This is a genomic window from Bacillus safensis, from assembly GCF_039619585.1.
GTDB classification, from domain to species: Bacteria; Bacillota; Bacilli; order Bacillales; family Bacillaceae; genus Bacillus; species Bacillus safensis.
Genome location: NZ_CP154909.1, coordinates 483,851 through 505,956 on the forward strand (window position 1 = coordinate 483,851; position 22,106 = coordinate 505,956).

At 41.6% G+C, this 22,106-nt stretch carries 19 protein-coding genes and 2 riboswitches; of the genes, 14 read left to right on the forward strand and 5 right to left on the reverse strand.

Going from position 1 to position 22,106, the window contains the following annotated elements; translation table 11 throughout:
* The first annotated feature begins 3 nt into the window (after positions 1-3).
* The 6 genes from AAYR28_RS02315 to AAYR28_RS02340 all read left to right on the forward strand — a co-directional run bounded on the left by AAYR28_RS02315 (position 4) and on the right by AAYR28_RS02340 (position 8,819).
* Positions 4-2,091: a cellulose biosynthesis cyclic di-GMP-binding regulatory protein BcsB gene (locus AAYR28_RS02315; RefSeq protein WP_061110672.1), complete on the forward strand. Its 2,088-nt coding sequence runs from the start codon at positions 4-6 to the stop codon at positions 2,089-2,091.
* Positions 2,092-2,160: 69 nt separating this feature from the next.
* Positions 2,161-2,305, forward strand: a riboswitch (cyclic di-AMP (ydaO/yuaA leader).
* A gap of 112 nt (positions 2,306-2,417) precedes the next feature.
* Positions 2,418-4,244: an APC family permease gene (locus AAYR28_RS02320; protein ID WP_034283853.1), complete on the forward strand. Its 1,827-nt coding sequence runs from the start codon at positions 2,418-2,420 to the stop codon at positions 4,242-4,244.
* Positions 4,245-4,311: 67 nt separating this feature from the next.
* Positions 4,312-6,033 carry a pyruvate oxidase gene (locus tag AAYR28_RS02325; protein WP_034283856.1) on the forward strand — a complete coding sequence of 574 codons (1,722 nt, stop codon included), beginning with the start codon at positions 4,312-4,314 and terminating at the stop codon, positions 6,031-6,033.
* Positions 6,034-6,225: 192 nt separating this feature from the next.
* Complete coding sequence (locus AAYR28_RS02330) at positions 6,226-7,986, forward strand: T7SS effector LXG polymorphic toxin (RefSeq protein ID WP_345808982.1); 1,761 nt, start codon at positions 6,226-6,228, stop codon at positions 7,984-7,986.
* A gap of 14 nt (positions 7,987-8,000) precedes the next feature.
* A complete protein-coding gene (locus tag AAYR28_RS02335) occupies positions 8,001-8,354 on the forward strand; it encodes a hypothetical protein (RefSeq protein WP_024425366.1) in 354 nt (117 codons plus the stop codon).
* A gap of 240 nt (positions 8,355-8,594) precedes the next feature.
* Positions 8,595-8,819, forward strand: a complete 225-nt coding sequence (locus AAYR28_RS02340) for a hypothetical protein (RefSeq protein ID WP_034283982.1) — start codon at positions 8,595-8,597, stop codon at positions 8,817-8,819.
* A 40-nt stretch (positions 8,820-8,859) separates the two neighbouring features.
* On the opposite strand, the gene AAYR28_RS02345 is transcribed toward AAYR28_RS02340, so the two are convergent.
* The 4 genes from AAYR28_RS02345 to AAYR28_RS02360 all read right to left on the reverse strand — a co-directional run bounded on the left by AAYR28_RS02345 (position 8,860) and on the right by AAYR28_RS02360 (position 11,622).
* A complete protein-coding gene (locus AAYR28_RS02345; RefSeq protein WP_008346966.1) occupies positions 8,860-9,123 on the reverse strand; it encodes a hypothetical protein in 264 nt (87 codons plus the stop codon).
* 98 nt (positions 9,124-9,221) lie between these two features.
* Positions 9,222-9,791 (reverse strand): GNAT family N-acetyltransferase, encoded by a 570-nt coding sequence (locus tag AAYR28_RS02350; protein ID WP_034283978.1) that lies wholly within the window; start codon positions 9,789-9,791, stop codon positions 9,222-9,224.
* Positions 9,792-9,862: 71 nt separating this feature from the next.
* On the reverse strand, positions 9,863-11,140 hold the full coding sequence (locus tag AAYR28_RS02355) for an Nramp family divalent metal transporter (RefSeq protein WP_034283976.1): 1,278 nt from the start codon (positions 11,138-11,140) through the stop codon (positions 9,863-9,865).
* A 221-nt stretch (positions 11,141-11,361) separates the two neighbouring features.
* Positions 11,362-11,622: a GlsB/YeaQ/YmgE family stress response membrane protein gene (locus tag AAYR28_RS02360; protein ID WP_024427360.1), complete on the reverse strand. Its 261-nt coding sequence runs from the start codon at positions 11,620-11,622 to the stop codon at positions 11,362-11,364.
* 155 nt (positions 11,623-11,777) lie between these two features.
* Here AAYR28_RS02360 and AAYR28_RS02365 point away from each other — a divergent pair, with 155 nt between their 5' ends.
* A complete protein-coding gene (locus tag AAYR28_RS02365) occupies positions 11,778-12,608 on the forward strand; it encodes an EcsC family protein (RefSeq protein WP_034283975.1) in 831 nt (276 codons plus the stop codon).
* A 25-nt stretch (positions 12,609-12,633) separates the two neighbouring features.
* Here the strand turns inward: AAYR28_RS02365 and AAYR28_RS02370 are convergent, their stop codons facing one another.
* Complete coding sequence (locus tag AAYR28_RS02370; protein ID WP_041116739.1) at positions 12,634-13,731, reverse strand: DctP family TRAP transporter solute-binding subunit; 1,098 nt, start codon at positions 13,729-13,731, stop codon at positions 12,634-12,636.
* Positions 13,732-13,798: 67 nt separating this feature from the next.
* Here AAYR28_RS02370 and AAYR28_RS02375 point away from each other — a divergent pair, with 67 nt between their 5' ends.
* The 7 genes from AAYR28_RS02375 to AAYR28_RS02405 all read left to right on the forward strand — a co-directional run bounded on the left by AAYR28_RS02375 (position 13,799) and on the right by AAYR28_RS02405 (position 22,025).
* On the forward strand, positions 13,799-15,418 hold the full coding sequence (locus AAYR28_RS02375) for an ATP-binding protein (RefSeq protein ID WP_034283985.1): 1,620 nt from the start codon (positions 13,799-13,801) through the stop codon (positions 15,416-15,418).
* The gene (locus AAYR28_RS02380; protein WP_034283970.1) at positions 15,415-16,098 is read left to right on the forward strand and encodes a response regulator; all 684 of its coding nucleotides are present in this window, start codon (positions 15,415-15,417) and stop codon (positions 16,096-16,098) included. The genes AAYR28_RS02375 and AAYR28_RS02380 overlap by 4 nt, the downstream gene beginning before the upstream one ends.
* 124 nt (positions 16,099-16,222) lie before the next feature.
* On the forward strand, positions 16,223-17,491 hold the full coding sequence (gene dctP / locus AAYR28_RS02385; protein WP_041107478.1) for a C4-dicarboxylate transporter DctP: 1,269 nt from the start codon (positions 16,223-16,225) through the stop codon (positions 17,489-17,491).
* A gap of 197 nt (positions 17,492-17,688) precedes the next feature.
* The gene (locus AAYR28_RS02390) at positions 17,689-18,711 is read left to right on the forward strand and encodes an AI-2E family transporter (protein ID WP_024425375.1); all 1,023 of its coding nucleotides are present in this window, start codon (positions 17,689-17,691) and stop codon (positions 18,709-18,711) included.
* 63 nt (positions 18,712-18,774) lie between these two features.
* A riboswitch (cyclic di-AMP (ydaO/yuaA leader) is annotated at positions 18,775-18,908 on the forward strand.
* A 76-nt stretch (positions 18,909-18,984) separates the two neighbouring features.
* Positions 18,985-20,226: a dicarboxylate/amino acid:cation symporter gene (locus AAYR28_RS02395; protein ID WP_034283966.1), complete on the forward strand. Its 1,242-nt coding sequence runs from the start codon at positions 18,985-18,987 to the stop codon at positions 20,224-20,226.
* Positions 20,227-20,353: 127 nt separating this feature from the next.
* Positions 20,354-21,265 carry an ABC transporter ATP-binding protein gene (locus AAYR28_RS02400; protein ID WP_034283965.1) on the forward strand — a complete coding sequence of 304 codons (912 nt, stop codon included), beginning with the start codon at positions 20,354-20,356 and terminating at the stop codon, positions 21,263-21,265.
* Positions 21,258-22,025 carry an ABC transporter permease gene (locus tag AAYR28_RS02405; protein WP_034283983.1) on the forward strand — a complete coding sequence of 256 codons (768 nt, stop codon included), beginning with the start codon at positions 21,258-21,260 and terminating at the stop codon, positions 22,023-22,025. Before AAYR28_RS02400 ends, AAYR28_RS02405 begins: the two co-directional genes overlap by 8 nt.
* Positions 22,026-22,106 lie beyond the last annotated feature (81 nt).

Below are 22,106 nucleotides of genomic sequence, written 5' to 3' on the forward strand. Positions count from 1 at the left end.
AAATTGAAATCGGTAAAATGGATGATTTTTATATTGATGATATCCCTTGCCATTCAGCCTTTTTTCATGGCGGGTCAAGCAATGGCGCAATCAAATCGAGTACAAGTGAAAGATGACTGGATTCGCTCATCTAAAGGAAGTCAAACGGAAACGCAAGCATTATCAGAAGATGTAGTAACCTTGTATGGACAAGAAGACCGCACTGAATTTTCCTATCAAATAGAGAGAGGAAAAGTTGAGTCTAGCACCCTTACATTAAATATAGAGGCTTCACCATTACTTATTTCGCCATCTTCGTTCACAGTCATGATTGATGGAGAGATTGAAAAGACCATTCCCGTATCAGGGAAAAATCAAAAGAAATCAATTCAAATCAAATTGAACAAAGCGCAATTGAAAAAAGGTTCTCATCAAATTCAGCTCACATTTTATGGCGTGTTAAAAGAAGGTGTGTGTATCAACCAAGAGACACCTGCCAATTGGCTGAAAGTATATCCTGAAAGTGAGCTGGATTTCAAAGGAACTCAAACGAAAGACGTGACGTTAGACAGCTTCCCTTCATTTTTCATTCAAACAGGTGATCAGAAAGAACAAACAGATATTGTGATTCCAAATTCACCGGAAGCAGCTGAATTAGAAGCGGCTATGAAAGTATACCGGACGTTGAAAAACAAAGACCGCCAAGCAGACCTCAAACTCGTCCAAGAAAAGGACCTCAAGCAAATCGCTCATCCAACCATTGCTGTGGGAGCAAAAGGAAACTGGGATGGACGAGTGAAATCGATCGAGCAAGCTGCAAAGATGAAAACAGCAAGCGATCAGCTCACGTTAGCGGTGAGAACCTTGACAGGAAAGAAAAAAGAACAGCCCATTTTATTTGTCACTGCTAAGCAGCCAAAAACAATTGCTGAAAAAATCAATGTCCTGACTCAACCAGAACTGACAGGTCAGCTCACTGGGACAGATTTACTCCTTCAAAAGGTTACTGTTAAAACATCAAAACCATCTCATCAAATTCGTTTAAAAGATTTTGGTGGTGATGATGTCACGGTTGGAACCAAAAAGACGGCATCTGATCATTACTATTATCCAAAGGCATTGATCGCTCATCAAAAATCAGGAGCTAAACTAAATCTATCATTTAAAAAATCTGATACAGCGAACAAAGCGGAACGCTTAACAGTCATGATCAATAACGAACCGCACGACGTACCGTTAACAAAACTAGGAAACAAAGATGAGAATGGATTCTATCATGTGTCAATTCCAGTAGATTCACAAGTACTCCAAAAGAACGAATATATTGATTTGCAATTTGTTACTACAGGCTTTAAAAACATGGAAGCCTGCAGACATACGGATGAAGAAGGCTGGATTTACATTGATAAGAACAGCTCTCTTCAAATACCAGAAGGGACGACTAGTGATACACCGGATTTAGCTGCATGGCCGCTTCCTTTCACATCAAAAACGCAGCAAGGAAAAACATTGATCATCATGCCAGATCAAATCAAGCAAGAAACGATCAATCAAATGGCGATGCTGACAGAATCATTTAGTCAGCCGGAAGCTGCCCAATATCATTTGATCGAAGCTTCAAATGTGACAAATGATCAATTGAAAGATCACTCTCTCATTTTCATCGGGGGCATTCAAACGTTCTCTCTTTTAAAAGAAAAGGCAGACGATCTCATCGTTCCAGTGAAAAAGGATCAGTATGATGTATCCTCCTTTGGCATGATCAATGAAACGACTGCTCGTATTGTATGGACGCAGCCATCTGTATGGAATAAAGAACAAACAATGACCGTCTTTTCCGGAATGAATGCAGCTGACGCTGATCTTTCACATGAAGTGATTCATTTCCTGCAAACAAATACGGAAACGGCAACAGTTGCAATCGAGAGCAAAAACAAAGACATGTTCTCTAATCATCAAACGGTCAGCAGCACAACAAATGATCTCCCAAAAGATGAAAAGCAAGGCATCAATGATTCTTGGATTTACTTTGCATGTATCGCTGCACTGATTATTTTTGTGGTCGTGATGATTATTTATTTCGTGCGAAAAAACCGCAAAAAGACTGATTGATAAACGATCAAAAGACCTTGAAAAAATGTCTTTACTTTGGTGTTAAACGGGAGTATGATCTCTTTTATAAAAGACCAATCGCTGAATCATTTCGATGAGCGGGGGAACCATTGGTGGTGCAGGACACCACGTGGGGTGAATCCTTTTTAGGTAGGGCAAAGTCTCATGCGCCCGAATCCGTCAGCTAACCTCGTAAGCGTTAAAGAGAGCAAAGACCAACCTGTGATCTAAACAATAGACGCAGGGGCATTCTATTGCCTCTGTGTCTTTTTGGCGATCCATCTTTTGTAACTTAAATCGTTTGACACTAAAGGAGCGGGCATCACATGTACAGTTTGATGAAGCGTATTTTAATTGGGAAACCATTAAAATCACAGGCAGCAGGAGAACAAAAACTATCAAAAATCAAAGCGTTGGCATTATTGTCATCAGACGCATTGTCATCCGTTGCATACGGTACAGAACAAATCTTGATAGTTCTTTCAGTCGTTAGTGCAGCAGCATTTTGGTACTCACTCCCGATTGCAGGTTGTGTATTAATTCTTTTAATGGCGTTAATTCTATCTTACCGCCAGATTATTTATGCTTATCCAGAAGGCGGCGGAGCCTATGTCGTCTCTAGCAGAAACTTAGGTGAAAAACCAGGACTGGTCGCTGGCGGATCATTGCTTGTAGATTATATTTTGACTGTAGCAGTGAGCATATCAGCGGGTACCGATGCCGTCACATCGGCTTTTCCGGCACTATATCCATATCATGTGCTGATTTCAATTGTATTGGTCATCTTGATTATGGTGCTCAACCTTCGTGGATTGACAGAATCGGCATCTATTTTGGCTTATCCCGTATACTTGTTTGTCATATCACTCCTTATATTAATTGGAGTCGGCGGTTTTAAATTATTAACAGGAGGCGTTCCTCCAGCACCTGAGCATACAGCGATAGGCACGCATGTACCTGGCATTACATTGTTTCTTTTATTAAAAGCATTTTCGTCTGGCTGTTCTGCACTGACTGGGGTAGAAGCCATTTCAAATACCATTCCATCCTTTAAAAAACCAGCTGCACAAAATGCAGCGAGAACATTATTGATGATGGGTGGATTACTAGCTGTATTATTTGTTGGCGTGACATTGCTTGCGTTTGGTTTTGGCATCTCACCAAAGCCAGAAGAAACGGTTGTATCACAAATTGCATCAGATACATTTGGACGTACATTTTTCTATTATGTCATTCAAGCTGTCACAGCTTTAATCTTGATATTAGCGGCAAACACAGGCTTTTCCGCCTTTCCTTTATTGGCGGTCAACTTAGCAAAGGATAAATATATGCCGCGCATGTTTACTGTAAGAGGGGATCGACTCGGTTATTCTAATGGCATTATCTTTTTAGGTGTAGCTTCTATGCTGCTCATTTGGTTGTTTGATGGGAAAACGGAACACCTCATTCCGCTATATGCTGTAGGTGTATTTATTCCATTTACGTTGTCACAGACCGGTATGTGTGTGAAGTGGATTCGTGAAAAACCGCAGGGCTGGAAAACGAAAATGCCTATCAATATAGTCGGAGCACTGATTTCTTTCACCGTTCTCATGATTCTCATTTTGACCAAGTTCCATCTTGTATGGCCAGTATTTGTTTTCATGCCAATTGTGCTATTGATCTTTCATTCCATTAAAAAGCATTATCTGTCTGTTGGAGAACAACTGCGTTTAATGAATGAAACAGAGCCTGTTGAGATTAAAGGAAATGTGGTCATCGTGCCAATTGCCGGTGTAACACGTGTCGTCGAGCAATCTGTTCAATATGCAAAATCCTTATCAGATCAAGTCATAGCAGTTCATGTATCCTTTGATAAAGAAAAGGATAAGAAAATTGAAGCGGATTGGGAAAAACTGAACAGCGGTGTGCGGCTTGTGATATTGCATTCGTCTTATCGAAGTCTTATTCATCCGCTTGATAAATTTCTTGAAACGGTTGAGGCAAAAGCAAATGCGCATCAATATAAAGTGATGGTGCTCGTGCCTCAATTTATCCCGAAAAAAAGATGGCATACGATCTTGCATAACCAATCTGCCTTTTTATTAAGGTTCCGTCTATTATGGAAACGGGATATTGTGGTCGCCACCCTTCCATATCATTTTAAAAAGTAGCAGCAAGTTGAAACGTTTGATCAAAAGGGTGCGGTGGTATGGAGTAAGAAAAAAGGAGTTTTCTCACATGCCGCAAAGAACCGCAGGAAAAGAAGTAACAGCGCTACTGGAAGAGTGGGGCGTAAAACATATTTATGGAATGCCCGGCGACAGCATAAACGAATTGATTGAAGAGCTTAGGCATGAATCAAGCCAAATACAATTTATACAAACGAGACATGAAGAAGTGGCGGCACTCTCAGCGGCGGCTGATGCCAAACTAACAGGTAAGCTCGGTGTCTGCTTATCCATCGCTGGACCGGGTGCTGTCCACTTATTAAATGGACTATACGATGCAAAAGCAGATGGCGCACCCGTTTTAGCAATTGCAGGGCAGGTTGCGTCGAATGAAGTAGGAAGAGACACATTCCAAGAAATCAAATTAGAGCGGATGTTTGACGACGTCGCTGTCTTTAATCAGCAGGTACAAACAGCAGAAGCTCTGCCTGATTTATTGAATCAAGCCATTAAAGCAGCTTATACCCATAAAGGGGTGGCTGTTCTCACCGTATCAGATGACTTATTTTCTCAAAAAATTAAGCGTAAGCCAGTTTATACATCTCCTCTTTATGTTGAGGGAGAGGTACGGCCAAAGAAAGATCAACTGCTAAAGGCAGCACAGCTAATTAACAATGCGAAGAAGCCGGTCATCTTAGCAGGTAAAGGATTACGAAATGCAAAAGAAGAGCTTCTTTCATTTGCAGAAAAGGCTGCTGCACCTATCGTCATCACACTTCCTGCAAAAGGGGTTGTGCCAGACAGGCATCCATACTTTTTAGGAAACCTAGGTCAAATTGGAACGAAGCCAGCTTATGAAGCAATGGAAGAGTGTGACCTCTTAATTATGCTTGGAACTTCTTTTCCATATAGAGACTACTTACCAGAGGACACACCTGCCATTCAACTGGATATTAAACCAGATCAAATCGGTAAAAGATATCCAGTAGACGTAGGAATCGTGAGTGACAGCAAGAGTGGTTTGCAGGAACTGACCTCCTACATTGAATATAAAGAGCAGCGTGGTTTCCTTGAAGCTTGTACAGAGCATATGATGAAATGGCGGGAAGAAATGGATAAGGAAAAATCCGTTGCCACATCACCGCTTAAACCGCAGCAAGTCATTGCTAGACTAGAAGAAGCAGTTGAAGACGACGCCATTCTTTCTGTTGATGTAGGGAATGTGACCGTATGGATGGCACGCCATTTTGAAATGAAACAGCAGGATTTCATCATCTCCAGCTGGCTTGCCACAATGGGCTGTGGTTTGCCTGGAGCGATCTCTGCTAAGTTAAATGAACCGAATCGTCAAGCGGTTGCTGTCTGCGGCGATGGTGGCTTCACAATGGTCATGCAAGACTTTGTGACAGCGGTAAAATATAAACTGCCGATCGTTGTTGTGATCTTAAACAACAACAACCTTGGAATGATCGAATATGAACAACAGGTAAAAGGAAACATCAATTATGGTATAGAGCTGGAAGATATTGATTTTGCTAAGTTCGCAGAAGCATGCGGCGGCAAAGGAATCTCCGTGTCATCACATGAAGAACTAGCTCCAGCTTTTAGTGCAGCCCTTCAATCAGATAAACCCGTCATTATTGATGTTGCTGTCACCAATGAACCGCCGTTACCTGGGAAAATTACGTACACACAAGCAGCTGGTTTTAGTAAATACTTACTGAAAAAATTCTTCGAAAAAGGCGAGCTGGATATCCCTCCACTCAAGAAAAGTTTAAAACGCTTTTTCTAAACAAAATGTAGTCGGTCCTCTCAAAAGAGGACTGACTTTTTTTAATGAAAGGAAAAAACATTTCAATTATCACTTGTTTTATTTCCTCTAAAAATATATGGAAATTATTTTTGTAACTTAAAGCCTATTTTTCCAATTCGCTGAGAAAGGTAAAATAGACTTTATGATCAATAATGGGGGGAGTGACTTCTTCTGGGCAAGATACTTGATGCAAAAGCACTAACAAGTGCCATGGACACAAGGGCAAAACACTATCAAGAACTCCGCGAACAAATGGTAGATTTAAAAAAGGCATTACAAGGTGTTGCCAACCTCGGTGATGATTTCACTGGGAAAGGTGCCGATAATATTAAAAGTTTCTATAAAGAGCTCGCTGGAAATGTAGACATGTTTATCAGCTTCATTGATAAACAAAAAGCCTTTCATGAAGGTGTTTCTGGGACACTGGATGATACGAGCTTTGGCGGCGATACCTTTATAGAGGAACACTTTTTAGACAACGCAGTACATATGGGCATCAAAAACGCCAAAAGCATTGTAAAGGATCAAAAAAAGGCACTCAAAACGATTTTTCAAGACATTGATGACCTCATTTCCCTAGAGGTATTTGATAGCCAAACCTTTGATGAAAAAATAGAAGATGCGGAAGATGAACGAAAAAAAACGGTCAAAGAACTGAGAGAGCTTGATCAAAATTTAAAAGATGAATATGCTTTGTCAGAGACGGAACAGCAAGCTACAATGGCATTGTACGCTGAAATGATCAATGCGACAAATGACGGAAAAGCGATTTCGCCTATGAATTTTGACAAGAAAGCGTATCAAAATAGCGACATCTACAAGGCAAAGAGCGATATTGAGAAGCAAACTGCTGAATATCTGAAAATCAAAAAAGAACAAGAAGAAGCCCGCAAGATCGCAAAGGAACAAGAAGCACTCGCCAACCGCCCTTGGTATGAAAAAGCCCTCGATTACAGTGGAAATATTGTCAATGAACTGACAGGTGTGAACGATGCAAAACGTGCAGCAACAGGCGTTGATCCAATCACGGGCGAGGAACTCACCGCAGGCCAGCGAGTCGCGGCAGGCGGCATGGCAGCCGCAGGCTACATCCCAATCGTCGGCTGGGCAGGCCGTATTTTCAAAGGCGGAAAAGCTGTCTATAAAACGACCCAAGCCACATCAGCCGCAGTCAGGGCGTTCGATATTTACAAGACATCACAAAAATCCTTTGACGCCTTAAAAACATCGCAAAAAGGCTTATATGGTCTCACCGCCACCAACGGTTTCAGCGAAGCGATCACAGGCCGAGACATGTTTGGAAACAAGATCTCAAAAGAACAGCAGGAAGCAAGTATGAACGCGGCTCTGGGGATGCTTTTGCCGTTTGGGGCTAAAGGGTTTCATGGGAAGATAGGGATTAAGAGTACAGAAAAAACTTTGAGAAATAAAAAAGTAGCAGTAGGTGAAGAAATTATTGCTCAGAGGGTACAGAAAGTAGAATTAGATTTAACTACAAAAGTTACACCTTACAAATCGTTAAGTCGGAATCAGCAGAAGAAAATAAAGGAAAAGATTGAAAATCGTACTGTTACAAAGGAAGAGTATAAACGATATCAATGGGATAAAAGATTCTCCAAAAGAAGGGCTGCAGGGGTTACTGAATTCTGGAAACAAGAAAAGAAAAGAATTTTAGATGGAGAATCTACAACAAGGAATTGGACTAATGAACAAAAACAAGAGATTTTAAAAAGCAAAAAACCACAATATAATGGGAAATCCATTATCGGACACCATACTTACAATGCTATGAATTATCCACATATCAGTAATAGAGGAGAATTAATTTATCCTGTGACTGGAAGAGAACATTTAAAGGGTTGGCATGGAGGAAGTTATAGCAAAAATGCACCTGGTAGACCTGTTAATCCAGATTATTTAGAGGAATTTTAATAGGGAGGAAAAATATGAGTAAGATAGCTATTAAGATAAGCTCAAAAGGTCCAATTAATAAATATGTATTACCTTTAAGAAAGTACACCGGTTTAGGAATTACAGATATAAAAAGTGGGATTGAAAACAAGGACTTTTTTTCCGAAACGGATGCAAATGATATTGATAGTATGGAAAATTTAAAGGAATTAGTTGATGCTTTACTGAATTTGGGAGCGGATGTGAAAATCTTTGATAGTGATGAATATGGTGAAGGAATATTTAATTATCAAGAAATTTCTTACGATGAATTGATCAATAGTATTGAGCGATTAAAAGAAATAATGGAAGAATTACAGGATTACGACGATGCTATGTCTGATGAGTGAAAGTGAACAATTAATAAAAGAATAATGAATGGAGCTTTGCCAGTAAAAGAACCTATGTAATTTTAACGTCTAAATGATGACATAAAAACTAAAAGATTACGATACTATGTTAACCTTGATTTTTTTACGAAATATCAAGGTTTTTTAAACTGAAAATGCACTTGCACACCCAATCACCCACTCATAATTGGAAATTACATGTTAAACTAATCCAATCACCACAAAAAAGGAGCTAAAACCATGCTATGGATTTTCACACAAAACCAGCAAAGTTTCGTTCATGTCCACGAAGTCACTGTAGCCGGCAAAAAGATTGAAGGGATGATCGCAGGAAGCGATACTTGGGTGAAGACGCTCGGTAAGTATGACTCAAACGATCGTGCAGCAGAGGTCCTTCAAGACATTGTGAAAACGATTGAAGCCAATCAAGATGCGACTGTGACTTACAGAATGCCAAATCAATAAAAAAGAAACCACCTTTCCATTGCGAAAAGGTGGTTTTTGTTTATGATGGTGTTTTTGTAAAGGCTAAAAATAAAGGAATGCCTGTGCCGACAAGGGTTGTGGCAAATAGGAACATACCGCAAATGAATAGAAAATGGCTGGCTGAAAAGACAAGTGCCAGAATGAGAAAAACGATGCTGAGTCCTGCCATGCTATATGATGGGACAAAGCGGCGTTTGTAGGTGGCTTTCTTTGTTAAGAATGAGAAGAAAATGCCAAATAATAAAGGGACAATCCATAAGTAAAATAAAATAATAAGAGACATACTTCATACCTCGATTTTTCCTTCTATTTTATCAGATGCTGATCGCAACCGATACTACAAAGCTTCACTTTGTAAAATAATTCATGCAATCGACACAATTACGTGGGCTGATTCATAGAATGCGTTTTTTCTTTCATATATTCAGGTTGTAAAAGGGCGTATACACAATGATCCGTAAAGCGGTCGCCCAGCCATTCACATTGTCTCAAAATGCCTTCAAGCGAAAAGGATAAACGCTCTGCGATGCGTCTGCTCTTCAGGTTATCGACAGCAGCCCTGATTTCAATGCGGTGCAGTCCACAATCTTCAAATAAATAATGAATGACTGCTTTGCACGCTCTTGTCATGATGCCTTTTCCTTGATAGCCTTCTCCGAGCCAATAGCCAATTGAAACAGTCCTGTCGATCCAATGAATTTGGTGGGTGCCGATGATCCCGACAAGCTCTCCATGTGACCAGATGCCCGCTTGAAAACCGTTGTTCTGCAAGGCTTGCTGCATTGCGCCTTGAATGAACGCCATGCTGTCTTCCTCTGTTTTCGTTGAATCCACCCAAAGCATCCATTCACGTAAATGCTCTCTTGACCGCTGGATGAGCAAATATAGACTTCTTGCGTCTCTTGGCTCAAGCAGCCGCATAGCTATCTCTTGATCCTGATAAAAAAACATGTGCCCACATCCTCTCAGGGGAATTTTACCATAACCATATGAAAAGAAAAAGACAGCATCACTACTGTCTTTTACATAAACGTATCCACAATTAAAAAGAGATTGAGTGCGACAACAAGAGCTGCTATCACCCAAGATATTCCTGTTACCCAGCGGGCATTCGTTAATTCGCCCATAATTCGTTTTTTACTTGTAAATAAGATGAGCGGAATTAAAGCAAAGGCAATACCAAAGGATAAGACCACCTGGCTCATCACAAGTGCAGATGTCGGATTCACCCCAGATGCAATGATCACAATAGGGGGAATCATAGTAATCAGCCGGCGGACATACAGCGGAATCCGGTATTGAATAAAACCCTGCATAATGATATCGCCTGACAATGTACCGACAGAAGAGCTTGATAGTCCGGCTACAAGCAGTCCTACACCAAATAAGATAGCTGATACAGGACCTGCGAGTGTGCTAAAATGCTGGAACGCAACATCCAGATCTTCAACAAAGAGACCATTTTTATAAAATAAAGCGGCTGCCACAATCAACATACTGGCATTGATGGCTCCAGCGACTAGCATCGCAATAAGGATATCTAAAAACTCAAAGCGGAAAATCTGTTTTTTCTCCTTTTCCGTTCTGCCGACGACTCTCCTTTGGGTTAATGCTGAATGTAAATAGATCGCGTGCGGCATCACAGTGGCACCTAAAATTCCAGCTGCAAGCAGTACACTATCTGCGCCATCAAATTTTGGAATGAAAAGCCCGCCTGCGACACTTGCCATATCAGGCTTGGCGACAAAGGTTTGCACAGCAAAAGCGATCACGACAACGAACAGCATGCCGGTGATGCCGGCTTCTAATGCGCGATATCCCCGTCTTTGCAATTCTAAAATCGCAAATGATCCGATAGCTGCAATAATGGATGCTTCAAGCAGCGGGATCCGAAAAAGCAAGTATAAACCAAGTGCAGCCCCGATAAACTCGGCTAAATCTGTGGCAATAATGACGAGTTCGCCCTGAATCCATAAACCGATGGAGACGGGTTTTGGAAACTCTTCACGTGCGATTTCAGGTAAGTTTTTACCTGTCGCTATTCCAAGCTTTGCGGACAAGGATTGGATGAGCAAAGCCATGAGATTTGATATGAGAATGACCCATAAAAGGAGATATCCATATTTAGAGCCAGCCGCAATGTTGGTGGCAAAATTTCCTGGGTCAATATAAGCAATGGCAGCGATAAAAGCAGGGCCTAGAAAAGGAAGAAGCCTTCTAAATCCTTTGACCTTACCTTCAAGTGCACGCTCAGCTGCCGCTGACATGTGTGCCTGTGCCTCGATGTATTTGTTTGTCATATGTCATCACCTAGATTCTACAAAGTTTTGCTTGGGCACAAAAAGTTTCCTTGATGCAATTTTTAATCATCATATGCCCATATTCATGAAAAGTCAACTATCTGAACTAATAGGTTTGTTTATCATATGTAAGTGAAAAAAATAGATACCTTGTCAACGAGCAACATAAAAAACACCGCCTTTTAGACGGTGTCCCTACTGCTTCCTCTGTTATTTGTTTTTTAAGATACCCTTGATCCCACACTGCGGAAGATCAGGCTTAAAATAATGACAAAGATCGCTGCTCCTAAGATTGCTGGAATGATCGCAAAGCCTGCCAGACTAGGACCCCACGTTCCAAGTAATCCATGACCAATCCAAGCGCCTACAAACCCGGCAATCATTGAACCGATCCATCCTCCTGGTACACTGCCCCCAGCGAGTGCACTCCCAATGAGACCGATGACAATCGCCACAACTAATGAAATTAGAAATCCTAACATGTTGACCACTCCTCTTTTGTTTGTTTATTAAGCAATAACCGTTTTGAAAAAGATTAAAACCTTTCGGAACCGCTTCAATGTTCTATACGTATGATGGACAAGGATTGTGTATAATAACAGACAAATACTTCAGCGACATCTAAGGAGGCATATGCATGGAGGAAAGAGAGTGGCTAAAAGCACAATTAAAGGAGATTGAAAAATGGGAGAAAGACCAGCAAAAGGTATGGTTTTGGGAGAAACTCAGCCGCCTTCCATTTCAAATGCTGGACAAGCTGACGCCTGCTTTTATTCAGAAAAAAATCGGTGTGCTACTAGATGAAATGGGTCATTACATTCAGTCTGGCGGTGCCTATTTGACGTCGGAAAAAGGCATCATTCATCAATTTCAAAAGAAGTGTGAGGGCGAATCCATCCAGCGTATAGAGGATATTGGAAAGGCCCCAATCGAATTGATGGATGCCATTAGTGAACATATGGGGAAAAACAGAACGAATCTCGCGACGGTACAAGGGGCGACAACTGGTGTCGGCGGAATGTTTACGCTAGCTGCTGATATTCCTGCGGTACTGGGCCTCTCTCTGAAAACATTGCAGGATATTGCCGTCACCTATGGCTATGATCCTAAAAACAAAGAGGAGCGGGTCTTCATCATTAAATGCTTGCAGCTGAACTCTGCTGATGTCGTTGGAAAGAAATCGATTCTAAAAGAGCTGAAAAGCTATCATGCATCCGAAGGGAAGCATGAAAACATGATTTCTCAAATTCAAGGGTGGCGTGAGGTCGTCTATAATTACCGGGATTCGTTTGGCTGGAAGAAACTGTTTCAGCTTGTGCCCATTGCTGGGATTTTGTTTGGTGCCGTTTCGAACCGCTCACAATTAAAAGGAATTGCCGAAACAGGCATGATGCAATACCGAAAACGAAGAATTTTAACAAGATTAGAAGAGCTCACGCAGCAAGAACAGAGTGAGTCCGGCGCATAAAAAAATCCCTTATCAAAGGGATTTTTTATTTGCTCTCATCCTCTTCCTGAAAAGCATGAATAGGTGAGTGTTCATAACGTGCACGCAGTTCGCGGATCTGTTTGATGAGGGTGGAGCCGATCGTTTTTTCGGCTTCATCATACAAAGGATCAAGGGCTTTCATCCATTTTTGTCTTTCTGCTGGCGTCAATTCATGAATGGCAATCGGCGATTCACGTTTAATGTCCTCCAGCTGATCTTTGTTCATCTGTTCTGCATGCTTTTCATTCCAAGCCGTTGTTTCTTCCATGGCTTCAAGTAAAATTCGTTTCGTTTCGGGTGTCTGGCGGTCAAAGAAGGATTGATCTGTTAAGACCACATAGCCTAAATACCCGTGATTGCTGATCGTCATATAGTCTTGTATATGATAGAATTTTTTTGAATAAATATTTGAAATGGTATTTTCTTCACCGTCTACTTTTTTGGTTTCTAATAGCTGAAACGTTGAATTAAATGATTCCTGATAGGGCTTTGCGCCAAGGAGTTTGAATTGTTTTTCAATCATGTCGCTTTGCATAATGCGGAGAGACTGGTTTTTTAAATCAGCCGGCTGTTTGATGGGCCCTTTATTAGAGGTAATTTGCTTAAAGCCATTTGTCCAATAAGCCATTCCCTTTAATCCATCTTTTTGCAGCGTGCCAAACAACCTTTGTCCAATTGCACCGTGCAGGCCTTCTTGAACCGCGCTGTAATTTGAAAAAGCAAAGGGAAGATCAAGTGCCAGCCACTCAGGAGACAGCATGCCGAGCTTCGAGGTAGACGGAGCGATAAATTGAACTTGATTCTCTTTGAGTGCATTAATTTCTTCAATATCAGAATAAAGGCTTCCGTTGGAGAAAATTTGAATGCTGATCTTTCCATCGGATTTTTCGTGCACGAGCTCAGCAAATTTCTTTGCGGCAAGTCCTTTAGGTGTATTGTCTGCCACGACATGGCTGAATTTGAACACAAGCTGGTCCTTCAGTCCTGTCTGTTCATCATCAAAGGTTGTCGCTGATTTTGGCATCATATGATAAAAACCAAAGTATAAAGCGGTTACAAAACCGATCATGAGCAAAAGTGTATAAGCGAGTAAATTCTTCATGCGTCAGATCCCCCTTATGTCAAGCATACTTGACAGAGGAAGAATTCGTAAAGATACAGGTGAAAAAATGATGAGAAATCGATTGAAATTACAACAATTATCTATTAGATGGAAGCTTACCATCCTCACATATTTCGTTGTCATTTTCGCCCTTTTAATCGGAGGAATTGTCCTTGTTGGGGGAATTCAGCAAACAGAGGAACGGGAGCTTCGAAAAAGACTCATGAACACGGCGAGAACTGTGGCTGAAATGAATGAGGTGAAGCAGGCGTTAGCTGATCAGACAAAGGAACGTGATCGATTACAGCATGCGATCGAAGAGATTCGGATTATTCAAGACGCTGACTACATTGTCGTGATGGATATGGATCATGTGAGATTAACGCATCCAGTGAAAACGAGGATTGGCCAGCGCTCAGAAGGAACTGATGAAGAGCCGGCTTTTGCAGAGCATATTTATTTCTCAGAAGCAGAGGGAGAGCTTGGAACAGCCATCAGAGCTTTTTATCCAGTCAAGGATGATCAATTTAATCAAACAGGGGTTGTGCTTGTAGGAAGAACTCTGCCAAGTATGGCAGATATATTAGGAGAAATGAAGCGCGATATCCTCATGATCCTCCTCTTGACGCTCAGCTTTGGGCTTGTGGGTTCATTTTTGCTCGCCCGTCATATTAAACAGCAAATGTTTAAGCTGGAGCCGCATGAGATTGTGAGAATGCTAGAGGAACGCACTGCAACCTTTCACTCTATTAATGAAGGGGTTATCGCCATTGATAATCAGCACATGATTACCATTTTTAATGAGAAGGCGAAGCAGATTTTTGGCGTGACGGGTGATGTCGTGGGCCGGAATATTTGGGATGTGCTGTCTGATACAAGACTTCCTGAAATTATCGATCGCGCAGAACCCGTCTACAATGAAGAAATTCATATGAGCGGAAAGCGGATCATGAGCAGCCGGATTCCGATTGTGATGAAAAAGAAGATCATCGGAGCAGTTGCCATTTTTCAGGACCGGACGGAAGCGGCAAAATTGGCGGAGGAGCTCACAGGGGTTAAGAACTTTGTGGACGGTTTGCGGGTGCAAAACCATGAGCATATGAATAAGCTTCATACGATTGCCGGTCTGATTCAGCTGGGTAAAGCCGATCAGGCGCTCGATCTGGCCTTTCAAACGACAGAGGAGCAGGAACATGTGACGGACTTTCTTCACCGCGTCATAGAGCATGATGCTGTCTCAGGGTTATTGATGAGCAAAATCAGAAGGGGCAAGGAGCTTGGCATCATGGTCGAAGTAGATGAACATAGCTGTCTGCGTGATTTCCCTGAACGGCTTGATCAGCATGATATGACGAAGCTGCTCGGAAATCTCATTGAGAACGCCTTTGCTTCGTATGATACTGTAGAAAGAGACACAAAAGTCATTTCCATTAGTATCGATCAAACGGAGGATGTCCTCGCGATTTTAATTGAAGACAATGGCTCCGGGATCGAAGAAGAAATGATTCCTTCTATTTTCGATAAAGGCTTCACACATGGCAAAGAGGGCGGAACAGGCTATGGCCTGTATATTGTAAAAACGATTATCGACAAAGGGATGGGAAGTGTAGAGGTCACATCAAGCATCGGCATTGGTACCACCTTCTCAATCGAATTCCCAATGACCATAGAGGAGAGAGACAGATGACTCAGATTAAGGTGCTGTTAATTGAAGATGACCCGATGGTGCAAGAAGTGAATAAAGAGTTCATTATGAGTGTTCCTGGCTTTCAAGTAGCAGCTGTCGCTGGAAATGGGGAGCAGGGCATCCAGCTGATCAAAGAGATTCGTCCAGACCTCGTGGTACTTGATGTATATATGCCAAAAAAGGATGGCGTCAAAACGCTGCAAGACATCAGAAAACAGAAGATGAAAGTGGATGTGATTGTCATTTCAGCAGCGAAGGACAAAGAGACCATCGGCATCATGCTTCAAAATGGTGCGCGGGATTATATTATTAAACCATTCAAATTTGAACGAATGAAAGAATCACTTGAAAGCTATAAGGCGTTTAAATCAAAAATCCAAACCGCAGCAGAATTTTCTCAGGAGATGCTCGATGATATCATACGAAAGCCTGCTGTTAAGCAGGAAGATACTTGGCTTCCTAAAGGGCTGAATGTGCATACGATGAACGAAATTAAAGCTTATATGGGCTTGCAGGAAGGCGCCCAGTCTGCAGAGGAAGTTGCTAATGCACTTGGCATAGCCCGTGTCACGGCACGCCGGTATTTAGACTTCCTCGTCAAAGAAGGCGAGCTGAAATTAGATATGCAATATGGGGGGATTGGACGGCCTGTGAATAAATATATCGTACATTCTGACTAAGAGACCAAAAAGACCAAAATGTACGATATGTCCATAAGCTTCACAGCCTTTGATGAAATCGCTATCATTTATCTACAGATAACAGTTAAGCGTTTACATCAAAGGGTGAGGGAGTTGATTTTTTATGAAAAGGCTTTTGAAGAACCTGACATTTCAGGTGATTGCAGCTGTCATCATCGGGATCATTGTCGGGATGGTTTGGCCAAACGTCGGAAAAGAAATGAAGCCGCTTGGTGACACCTTTATCAATGCCGTTAAAATGGTCATAGCACCAATTATTTTCTTAACCATTGTTCTTGGTATTGCCAAGATGGGGGATATGAAAAAGGTTGGAAAAGTTGGGGGAAAAGCATTTATTTATTTTGAAGTCGTCACGACACTTGCTCTGGTCATCGGTCTTTTTGTTGTGAATATCATGAAGCCAGGTGCAGGTCTTGACTATAGCAAGCTTGAAAAAGGGGATGTCTCACAATATACCCAAAATGGCGGACAGGGTATCGACTGGATGGAATTTGTTACACACATCGTGCCATCTAACATGGTTGATGCTTTCGCAAAGGGTGATATTTTACAGGTCTTATTCTTCTCTATTTTATTCGGTGTTGCGCTCGCTGCTCTTGGCGAGAAGGGGAAAGGCATCATCGAATGGCTTGATAAGCTGTCACTTGTTTTCTTTAAAATCATTGGATATATCATGCGTGCTGCGCCGCTCGGTGCGTTTGGGGCAATGGCTTATACGATCGGACACTTTGGTTTGGCATCGATTAAACCGCTGGCGAGTCTGATGCTCTCCGTTTATATGACCATGTTCTTGTTCATTTTCGTTGTACTGAACATCATTTGTAAAATGTATGGCTTCAGCCTGCTCGGTTATCTGCGGTTTATCAAGGATGAAATTTTAATTGTACTTGGCACAAGTTCTTCAGAATCCGTGCTGCCAAGAATGATGGATAAAATGGAACGCTACGGGTGCTCTAAGTCTGTTGTCGGTCTTGTCATTCCAACAGGTTATTCCTTTAACCTAGACGGAACTTCAATCTATTTATCAATGGCCGTCGTCTTCTTGGCGCAAGTGTTTGGTGTAGACCTGTCGATCGGTCAGCAGATCACTATTATCCTTGTTCTGATGCTTACATCAAAGGGAGCTGCTGGGGTGACAGGAAGCGGATTTATCGTGCTTGCATCTACTCTTGCGGCACTACAGGTCATTCCGTTAGAGGGTCTAGCACTGCTCCTTGGGGTTGACCGCTTCATGAGTGAAGGAAGAGCGATTACAAACCTCATTGGAAATGGAATCGCAACAATTGTTGTCGCGAAGAGTGAAGGTGAATTTGACGAAGCGAAGAGCAAAACAGCACTTCAGGAAATGCGGAATATGAAGCAGGCTGTTTAGTATAAAAACAACCAAAAACCGAAACCTTATGTTCTACATGGGTTCGGTTTTTTTGTGTAAAAAAGAAAAAACAATAAAATTAATACAAATCGTAAGACCTCTTTGACCTTTTATTATATAATTTACAGAAAGATCCGATATAATGTATATCAGATACGATGAAAAATAGACTTTAGTCCTGGCAGGTGTGTAACGTAATGACGGCATTTTTAAAATTGTTCGAAAAACCCGGTGTTAAGCGGTTTTCAGTATTTGTAGTATTAGCCACAGCATTATATCTATTAAGAGGAATGATGAATTTAATTCTTTTGACCTTCATTTTCACCTTTTTGATGAATCGGTTGGAAGAGGTCATTAGAGGCTTTTTAAATCGCTTCCTGAAAATAGGACAGAAATCGGTCATTACCATTTTGTATATTCTTCTGGCTGGCGGATTGACATTTGGCGGATTCGTTTTTGTGCCAATCATCGCCAAACAGGTAGAGCAGCTATTTCATTTAGGAAAGAAAATTGCAGATCATCCACAAGATTTACCCTTCTTTGACGTCATCACGAACGTATTCGGAGATTTCAAAATATCAGCTTTCTTTGAGAAAGGGTTTAATTTCCTCTATACATACATAACCGATTTCAGCACATTCAGTATCCAGGTCATTATGTCCTTAATATTAAGCATGTTCTTCCTGTTCGAAAAAGAACGCCTCATTCAATTCATGAACAAGTTCAAAACGAGTAAAATCTCCGTGTTCTATCATGAAATTGCCTTCTTTGGACGTAAATTTTCCCGAACGTTTGGAAAAGTACTTGAAGCTCAGTTTATTATTGCAACCGTTAATTGTGTGCTAACGACCATCGCGTTAGGCATTATGGGTTTCCCGCAGTTATTTGGATTAGCGGTCATGGTTTTTTTGCTAGGCTTAATCCCAGTAGCGGGTGTAGTGATCTCTCTTATTCCACTCAGCATCATTGCGTATACACTCGGAGGCGGAATGTATGTCCTGTATATTGTGCTGGTGATTGTCATTATCCATGCCATTGAGGCATACTTCTTAAATCCGAAGCTCATGTCAGCTAAAACAGAGCTCCCTATTTTCTTCACGTTTATTGTGCTGATCTTCTCTGAACACTATATTGGCATTTGGGGACTTATTATCGGTATCCCAATCTTTGTGTTTATTTTAGATATCCTTGAAGTGACAAATAGGGAAGAAAGTAATTAAAAAGTTCATATGAACCTGTTTACAATTTTCTAAAAATAAGGTATAAATGGTATGAAAATATCATATTACCACACGCTTAATCCTTCTAAAGGAATGGGGGACCCATGTTTTTGGGGTGAATTTTTCTTATCTGAGAAAAAAGGACATCTCTTCGTCCTAACCCGTCAGCTAACCTCATCAGCGTGAAGAGAGTAGACAGTGGTACATGTATGGACACGCAGGCCCACGAGAAGACTCTCTCGTGGGCTTTTTGACGAGGAAGGGGAGATTTTATTGAAGCTGGCGACGAAAATTATTATTGCCTTGTTTGTAGGTGCAATCACAGGATTGCTGCTCAACCTTTTTGCTCCAGATGTATTCAAAGTGTTAGACCCTTATTTATTTACACCTCTAGGTCAAATCTTCTTAAACCTGATTAAAATGCTGGTTGTGCCCATTGTATTCTTTTCGATCACGCTCGGTGTAGCAGGCCTTGGTGATCCGAAGAAGCTAGGCAGAATCGGCGCAAAAACCATTACTTATTTCCTGCTCACTACAACTTTTGCCATCATCATTGGCATCTCATTAGCCTTATTGATCAAGCCGGGAGCCTTCGGCAATTTTGATACAAAAGCGGCTGATTATTCCGCAGAGGAAGCCCCATCAATGGCAGACACACTACTCAACATCATTCCAACCAATCCAGTCCAATCGTTAGTTGAAGGAGACATGCTTCAAATTATCGTCTTCTGTGTATTTTTAGGTCTTGGCATAGCCATGCTTGGTAAAAAAACGGAAGGCTTGCTGAAACTGTTTGAACAAGGAAATGAATTAATGATGTATCTTGTCGGTGTTGTGATGAAATTTGCACCGTACGGGACATTCGGTTTGATTGCAACGGCAATCGGCAGTCAGGGGCTGGATGCCATGAAAGCGATGGGACTTTACTTCTCGGTCGTGTTAATTGCGCTTATCCTGCATTTCTTCCTGACATATGGATCAACCATTGCTATCTTAGCTAAACGAAATCCAATGGCATTCTTTAAGGGATTTTCCCCAGCGATGGTTGTTGCATTTAGTACATCAAGCAGTAACGCAGTGCTGCCGGTATCAATGGAAACAGCGCAAAAGCGTTTAAAGGTGCCAGAGCCGATTTCAAGCTTTGTGCAGCCGCTGGGTGCAACCATTAATATGGATGGCACAGCCATTATGCAAGGTGTTGCGACCATTTTTATCGCTCAAGTGTATGGGGTTGAACTGACGCTTGTTCAAATGCTGACGGTTGTCTTAACAGCTGTTTTAGCAAGTATCGGTACAGCAGGTGTCCCAGGGGTAGGGCTCATCATGCTGGCCATGGTGTTAAATTCCGTGAATCTTCCTGTTGAGGGAATAGCGCTGATCCTTGGCATAGACCGCTTATTAGATATGGCAAGAACCGTAGTTAATATTACAGGTGACGCAGCATGTGCGGTGATTGTTTCTGAAACTGAAAAGAAGCACGAAAAAGAAGCGCCGACACCTAACTTATCACTGTAATAAGCAAGAAGGGCTGACTGGATCAGTCCTTTTTTTCATGGATTGATTTGTCTCGCGTGATATACTTTTTACAGGATGAGCGGTCATAACTGCCGCCACAGGCTTTACATCAGAAGGAGGAACCACTTTGCAGTCTGCTGTTTTAAAAGTAGAGAAAGTCGATAAACTAATTGGCCGGAAAATGATCTTGCAGGATATTTCTATAGACATTGGGCAAGGAGAAATTGTCGGATTACTTGGTCCCAATGGGTCTGGAAAAACAACTTTGATTCGATTGATCGTTGGCTTGATGAAAAAAAACAATGGCAACATCATGATCAATGGATATTCACAAGATGACGATTTTCTTAAAGCGATGTCATCTGTTGGTGCGATCATAGAAAACCCAGAATTTTATTCGTATTTAACAGGCTTTGAAAACCTTGAAATGTATGCAGCGATGCACGATGGCGTGACGGAGGAACGCATTCAGGAAGTGGTGGAAAGAGTTCGTCTGGAGGATGCCATTCATCAGAAGGTCAAGACGTATTCACTAGGGATGAAACAAAGGCTTGGGATTGCACAAGCTATTTTGCATCGGCCGAGCCTGCTCATTTTAGACGAACCGACAAATGGACTGGACCCTGCAGGAATGAAGGAATTCCGGGAGCACTTACAAATGCTTGTAAAGGAAGAAGGAACCTCGGTGTTATTTGCGACGCATTTATTGCATGAGGTAGAGGAGCTATGTGACCGCATGATTATCATTCAAAAGGGACAGATCAAAGCTAGTACTCATCTCCGGGATATGGAGGGGAAAGAGCAGGTGCTGATGAATGTTCAGCCAGTAGAAAAGGCCGTCTCATGGCTTGACGCACACGACTATACATATGAACGAAATGGAGCGCGTGTACTGCTTCAACTGAACAAAGAACGTGTGCCAGAGCTGAACAAACAGCTTGTGCTGGCGGGGTTTGATGTACTTGAATTGATGCCTCAAAAGCAGTCAATTGAAGAGGCATTTATGAAATGGACGGAAGGCGGGACGACAGATGCTTAACCTCATCAAGAATGAGCATAAGAAAATCATGAAGAAAAAGATCACACTCATTGCTCTTTTATTGATCGTTGTATTTCAACTGGCCATGGCTCTAACCTTAAAACGAGTCATATCAAGCTTTGGTGGACAAGACACAGTCGCGAACTATTTTGCTTATTCCACGAACGTCGTGTTTATTTTGCAGGTGCTTGCTGTTGTTATTGGCGCGACCTTGATCTCAACAGAGTTTCAGAAAAGGACGATCAAGTTTCTATTGATCCGGCCAAAAACAAGACTGCACATTTTTCTGTCAAAATACATCACACTTGTGCTGACAGTCATTTATTTGTTTGTTTTTTATTATGTTTTGGCTTTTCTATTTGGTCTTATTTTCTTCGGTACTGATTTTGATGAAAGAACAGGGCAATTATTTCAGCATACGTTTGCCGTCATTGGATCTCAGTGGGTGGAAGTGATCATGATGGCAAGCTTTGCTTTTATGTGTTCCAGTTTGTTTAGAAACAGTCTTGTTGCCCTTGTGACCTCGTTTTTTGTTTTATATGCGGCGAAATCACTTGTGCCGATCATGTCTCTCTTAGAAAATCAGTGGGGGAAAATCCTCCTTTTCGCGAATACGGACTTTACTCAGTACAGCTTTCAAGCACCGCCGCCTTTTCATGGGATGAGCATTTTGTTTTCTCTATTTATAGTAGGGGCGCATTTTGTTTTCTTTATTGGATCGGCTTGGATTCTTTTTTGGAAACGTGATGTAAATGTGTAAAAATTGTGTCAAATAACAAGAAAAATTCGTGACATCTTTGTGAAAACGAGTCTGTATTTCACGATAACCTGCTGATTTTGT